The organism is Parathalassolituus penaei (genome assembly GCF_026626885.1).
In the GTDB taxonomy this organism is placed as follows: domain Bacteria; phylum Pseudomonadota; class Gammaproteobacteria; order Pseudomonadales; family Oceanobacteraceae; genus Oceanobacter; species Oceanobacter penaei.
This window is the reverse complement of the sequence record NZ_JAPNOA010000023.1, coordinates 1-5,245: the sequence shown is the minus strand read 5'-3', so window position 1 is coordinate 5,245 and position 5,245 is coordinate 1. Positions and strand designations below refer to the sequence as shown.

Here is a 5,245-nt window from a genome sequence, read left to right as displayed (position 1 = left end):
GAGAATCCGTAATCTGAGCTGGCAGGAAACGGTGACGCTGAATCCGGTGAGGAAGGAAGAAATACAAGCCGCGACGATGGCGGCCTGATTAATGGTTTATCGGACAACTATGTTGAAAAATACCGTCAGCCACAATCAGGAAACCCATTCCTAACTGGCAGTTAAAATGGGTGATCTTGTTAAGATCACCCAGCGTTTCAACAGTCTTCCAATACCAGCAATTCGGCTACCGTCTGACGTCGTCGAATAAGTCTGGCTTCACCTCTATCAATCAGCACTTCCGGGGCCAGTGGGCGGGTATTGTAGTTTGACGACATTGATGCACCGTAGGCGCCGGCATCATGGATAACCAGCCAGTCGCCGATTTCCGCCGTCGGCAATTTGCGTGGAATAACCGTTCCACCTTCTTCCTGCGTGAACACATCACCCGATTCACACAGTGGTCCGGCAACGACGGTCGTGCGCGAATCGGTCGTGCGGGCGGTGCCGTCGGGCATCAGTACGCTGATTTCGTGATGGCTGCCATACATGACCGGGCGGACCAAGTCGTTGAAACCGGCATCGCACAAGAGAAAATGATTGTTGCCGACATCCTTCTTGGCGCGCACCTCAGCGATCAGCTTGGCGGATTCGGCAACGAGGAAGCGGCCAGGTTCGATTTCAAGTGTCACCGAGTGACCAAGGTGCGCTTCGATTTCACAACGGGCCTTGTCCCACAGGCTGAAGTAGTGCTCGGTATTGATACACTCGTCATCAACGGCGTACGGAATCGACAGGCCGCCGCCGGCCGAGATCGCCTGCAGGTCGTGGCCGCTAGCCTTCACCTGGGCGACCATAGCGTCGCAGACTTCGGCGAGATGGTTGTAATCGACGCCCGAGCCGATGTGCATGTGCAGGCCTACCAGATTAAGGTCATAGCGCTCGATCAGTGCGTAGGTTTCATCTAGTTGCTCATGCCAGATGCCATGTTTACTAGTTTCGCCGCCGGTATTGGTTTTCTGACTGTGGCCGTGACCGAAGCCGGGGTTGATGCGCAGCCATATCGGATGGCCGGGGCTGGCTTGGCCGAGCTGTTCCAGCATCTGCGGGCTGCCGACGTTCACTGGCACTTTCAGTTCTACCACGCGCGCCAGGGTGGCGCGATCAAGCAGGTCGGCGGTAAACACGATATCGCTGTGCACGCCACCAACAGAAAAACCGGCAGCAAGCGCACGCTCAATTTCGCCCAGAGAAACGGAATCTATCTTCACACCTTGTTCGCGCATCAGACGCAGGATATGCGTGTTCGAGCAGGCTTTCTGCGCAAAGCGGATCACGTCGAACTGGCGCAGCTGTCCGATGCGTTCGCGGATGATGTCGGCATTGTAAATCCAGCACGGCGTGCCGTATTCGTGCGCGATCTGCACCAGTTGCGGGCCATTGACGGGCTTCATGCTCATATCCTTACGGTTGCTTTTCATGATGCTATTCAATCGACTCCGCGTACCGTGGTAAAACGATCTTTTCTAATGGGCCTGCAGGCTAGCTAATGCTCGATTACAAATTGCTCGAAGCGCTGGATGCTGTTGCAGCCTCTGGCAGTTTTGAAGGTGCGGCGCAGCGTCTGCATCTGACCCAGTCGGCAATCTCGCAACGCATCCGCCAACTGGAAGAACGCAGCGGAACGGTGCTGCTGGTGCGCGATACACCGGTGCGCGCCACTGCGGCAGGGCAGAAACTGCTGGCGCATGTGCGGCAGGTCCGGCTGCTGGAAGGCGAACTACACGAAGCCCTGGAGATGGTTGTCACCGACTGGCTGACGCTGCGCATCGGCGTGAACGCGGATAGCCTGGCGCTGGGTCTTGTCGCCGCGATCACCCCCAGCCTGCAGGCGGCGCGGATTCTGCTCGATTGTGTTGTGGCGGATGAGGCTCAAACGCTCGACCAGTTGCGCTCCGGTGAGGTACTCGGCTGTATTGGCACACAGCCCCAGCAGATAGCCGGCTGTGGCGTTATACCCCTTGGTGTTATGCAGTATGTGCTGGTGGCTACACCGGAGTTTGTCGCCCGCTGTTTTCCTGCCGGGCTGGGCACCGATGCATTGGCCGATGCGCCCGCCGCCGTTTACGGCCAGCAGGACAGCATTCATCGTCGCTGGCTGCGTGAGGCCTGGGGCTTGCAGCAGGGCTATTATCCCTGTCATGTCATTCCGGATTCGACCGCGCTCTTTGGCGCCGTGTGCGCCGGACTGGCCTACGGTCTGGTACCCCAGCCGCAGGCAAAAGACGCGCTTGAACGAGGTGTATTGTGCGAGCTGGCCGCAGGCGAACCGATCAGCTTGCCGCTGTTCTGGCACCACTGGAGCCGCCAGACGGCCCCTGCCCGCGTGCTGGCCGATGCGGTGGCGCTTTTTGCAAGCAAGCTCTCCGACTGATGAAAGTAGACACAGGAAAGTAAAAACAGGACAGCCACCTATAAACCAGCATCTTCAAAATCAATCAACTGCACGGACAGGATATGATCGTTTTATCACTTTGGGTAAAGATTGGACACAATCATGACACCCTCTCTAACTGGCAGTTTGAATGGGGGTCTTGTTAACGAACGCAGCGCGAAACTCAGCGGTAGTAGGGGGGCTCTTCAACAGAGACCTGTTGCTTGCGTGGATTTGGCATGATTGAACTCCATCCGTGAAGTATTCGAAATCGGATTGTGGCTTGTGAACTGAAAAATGGAATCGGGTAAAAGTACCAGTTAGAGTGGGTGTCCGGATTGATCTGGTGTCCGGATTGATCTTTCTATTCAAATTTATCAAGATAGTTTGGATTTGAGAAAAGCTGCTGATGCTGATTTAGATACATGGGAGCCTGTTTGGAGAGCTAACGGGTGGTCGAGTAGTGATATCGCAACAGCTCGGCAGCAGGTTCACCATGTTAATGAAAAACTATTTCGTGAGCTAGGAATTCCTTATGGAAGCGATTAAGTATCTTGGGCTGGACTTTGATACAGTATTAACCAAAATGAGAGCAGATGAAGAACTTCTGGACTATTCAAAGATTGAAGGGTTTGAGTTCTTAATGCTGAAAGAAAAGGGCTTTTTTCTTTCTTCTCTTTATGGAGAAAGAGTGATAACCAGTTGCAAGTTATACTTTGTGGAAGAGGAAGGTTATTTTCCCGCGAAGAACTCCGTCCGAGGGAAGTATTCCAATATCAAGAGTTTTGAGGATATGGAAAAACTACTTGGGCCATGCACCAAAGTATATAGGGGGCTTAAAATTCCAGGTGGGCCACTTATATTGCCTAGTCGAGAATATGAGGATGGAAAATATTTGGTGTCCGCAGCTGCTAAAGATGGAACTGAAATTACATGTATTTCAATTAAGTTGAAGTAACGAATACGGGTTCCTTCGGGAGCCCGTTATTGTTTTTTGCGCGGACTGCTCTGCCTCAGCTTCTCTAACAGGCTGTTGATTTTCTATATGGGAAAAATAGTAGGGAAAAACAGGACAGCCACCCATAAACCAGCATCTTCAGGAAATCAATTAACTGCACGGGCTGGATAGCGTCCTTTTATCACTTTGGGCGCCTAAGTGTGCAATCAGGACACCCACTCATTGGAGAAGTTGGACAGCTACGAACCGTTCCTCTAACCAGCCGCGTCTGTGTTCATAGCTTTGGCCGGAAACCGAATCANGCCCGACGAACGCAGCGCGAAACGCAGTGGTAGTAGGGGGTAGCTTCAACAGAGACCTGTTGCTTGCGTGGCTTTGGCATGATTGAACTCCATCCGTGAAGTACTTGAAATCGGATTATGGCTTGTGAACTGAAAAATGGAATCGGGTAAAAGTACCAGTTAGAGTGGGTGTCCTTAGAGTGGTCGGTTCTCGCAGAAGAAAGGCGTATCGGGTGGTCATAATTTGGAGGCATTTAATCAGGCTGTTATTGATAGGGGTTTAAAAGTTGTTAGTAGCACTGATCATCCTGAGGTTGAAGGGTTAACGCAAATTGAGTATCAAATTCCTTCCTTCGATCGAGCGGGGAATATTTCGGGTTATAGGAATAACGTGTTCACTAAAACTGTTTATGATCCGGAAGTTATCTCTGACGAGCGGATATTTGAACTTGGGCAGCAAGCTGCTGCAAAAGGATATCAAAGTGCCACTTCGAAAGGGATGTCTCAATTTACCTCTGAAGCTGGAGGTATTTATTTTAGGGTTTATATAAGAAATGGTATTGTTGATAACTTCCATCCGGAGTTTTGAAAATGAGAGAAGCATTGTTTGAAAATATAAATCAGACCAATGATTCGTTGTGGCTGGCGAAGGAGTTTTTTAATTCAATAAATAACATGTTTTTTTTGCGAGCTATTGGCTATTTGATTGAGGGTGTAGGTTATGGTGATGAATATAGCTATTGTGATTTTCCTGGTGGTTTGGACGATGACGAAGAGCCATTTGAAGGCGTGCGTTTTAGATATCATGATGATGAGGTTGTTTTATCGGATGAAAAATTCAAGGAGTGTTTAAATTTGGCCTGTAAACGGTATGGAGACATTAACCCTGATAAATTATCAGAAATAAAAGATTTGCTCGGGAAGCAGAAACCGGACAGCCACCCATAAACCAGCATCTTCAAAATCAATCAACTACACGGGCTGGATAGCATCCTTTTATCACTCTGGGTAAAGACTGGGTGGGACTCGATTGACTCAGTCTGAGTCAGCCGTAATGTTCTGTTTTTCGCTGAGCGCAAGCCTCAGAGGTTGATCTGATTGAGCTGTTGATGTGGCTGAATGGGAAGCGAGAGAGCTAGCCAGCCAATAGGCGTTTTGCCTGGCTTACTCCGGTTGGGCGTTTATAACCCAGCTGCTCGCAGGCTTGTCGAACGCGGGTTTCATTGCCTACAAAGGTGCTGAAACAGTTTTCAAACTATTGGGCCATGGTCAGCCATTGCTGATTTTCCAGCTCAATACGCAGCCCGATGCGACTCAGGATTGGTGCGAGTTTGTTATCAATCGCGCCGCGTTTGTTACTTCGAATCATGCGCCCGGTTTCGTCGACTAACGCCAGATAGTCACTCAAGAGCACAGGAATGTCATTGGGAGAATCTTGTCGAGGGTTTCCGGTGAAGGGCAGTAATAACGGCGTTTGTGCCGTTACAGAATTGGTTTTGGGGGTTGTTCTGGAATGCTCAATCCGCTGCTTGATGGACGTGTGTTCGGAGGTTTCTGGTGTGTCGGCCATGGCAGCGCGAACCGGGTTCAGAT

At 50.8% G+C, this 5,245-nt stretch carries 4 protein-coding genes and 3 pseudogenes; 4 read left to right on the top strand and 3 right to left on the bottom strand.

Annotated elements, in window-relative coordinates; all coding sequences use genetic code 11:
* Positions 1-197 precede the first annotated feature (197 nt).
* The gene (gene lysA / locus OUO13_RS08120; RefSeq protein WP_283173369.1) at positions 198-1,460 is read right to left on the bottom strand and encodes a diaminopimelate decarboxylase; all 1,263 of its coding nucleotides are present in this window, start codon (positions 1,458-1,460) and stop codon (positions 198-200) included.
* 68 nt (positions 1,461-1,528) lie between these two features.
* On the opposite strand from lysA, the gene OUO13_RS08115 reads away from it, so the two are divergent.
* Positions 1,529-2,413 carry a LysR family transcriptional regulator ArgP gene (locus OUO13_RS08115; protein WP_283173368.1) on the top strand — a complete coding sequence of 295 codons (885 nt, stop codon included), beginning with the start codon at positions 1,529-1,531 and terminating at the stop codon, positions 2,411-2,413.
* Positions 2,414-2,948: 535 nt separating this feature from the next.
* On the top strand, positions 2,949-3,371 hold the full coding sequence (locus tag OUO13_RS08110) for a hypothetical protein (protein WP_283173367.1): 423 nt from the start codon (positions 2,949-2,951) through the stop codon (positions 3,369-3,371).
* A gap of 240 nt (positions 3,372-3,611) precedes the next feature.
* On the opposite strand, the pseudogene OUO13_RS08105 reads toward OUO13_RS08110, so the two are convergent.
* Positions 3,612-3,753, bottom strand: a pseudogene (locus OUO13_RS08105) (Type I secretion system protein TolC); the annotation flags it as partial.
* Positions 3,754-3,866: 113 nt separating this feature from the next.
* On the opposite strand from OUO13_RS08105, the pseudogene OUO13_RS08100 reads away from it, so the two are divergent.
* Together OUO13_RS08100 and cdiI are read left to right on the top strand one after the other, a co-directional pair.
* Positions 3,867-4,241 (top strand): annotated as a pseudogene (locus OUO13_RS08100) (CdiA family toxin C-terminal domain-containing protein); the annotation flags it as partial.
* Positions 4,242-4,243: 2 nt separating this feature from the next.
* Positions 4,244-4,600, top strand: coding sequence for a ribonuclease toxin immunity protein CdiI (gene cdiI, locus OUO13_RS08095; RefSeq protein WP_283173366.1), 357 nt, complete (start codon positions 4,244-4,246; stop codon positions 4,598-4,600).
* A 307-nt stretch (positions 4,601-4,907) separates the two neighbouring features.
* On the opposite strand, the pseudogene OUO13_RS08090 reads toward cdiI, so the two are convergent.
* A pseudogene (locus OUO13_RS08090) lies at positions 4,908-5,245 on the bottom strand (hypothetical protein); the annotation flags it as partial.